At 59.6% G+C, this 287-nt stretch carries 1 pseudogene; it reads left to right on the top strand.

Annotated elements, in window-relative coordinates:
- Positions 1–74 precede the first annotated feature (74 nt).
- Positions 75–287, top strand: a pseudogene (locus tag SB753_RS36420) (hypothetical protein); the annotation flags it as partial.

Here is a 287-nt window from a genome sequence, read left to right as displayed (position 1 = left end):
ACATGAGTTCAAAGCGACGCGGAGCAGGTGCTTCACGACCGCGGAAGCACCTCACGAAAGCAATGTTATTACCAATGGAGCAGGCGTCCGCCCGTGAGCAGTCGCTACTCAGTCATCTCGCCCTTGCTGCCTGCCGGGATGGTCATGGCAACAGCCATCTGTTCAATGAACTGATGCGGACCGTGTACGTCGCATGGTTTCTGCAGCAGGACGGTTACGGAAGCGAACCTGTCGGGCGCTTCAAGGCTGCCGAGCTTGCCGTCGAGGCGGCGCTGGAACTGGCCCAT

The sequence above is a fragment of the Paraburkholderia sp. SIMBA_053 genome, from assembly GCF_046534895.1.
Taxonomy (GTDB): domain Bacteria; phylum Pseudomonadota; class Gammaproteobacteria; order Burkholderiales; family Burkholderiaceae; genus Paraburkholderia; species Paraburkholderia caledonica.
This window is presented reverse-complemented; position numbering and strand designations above follow the sequence as displayed.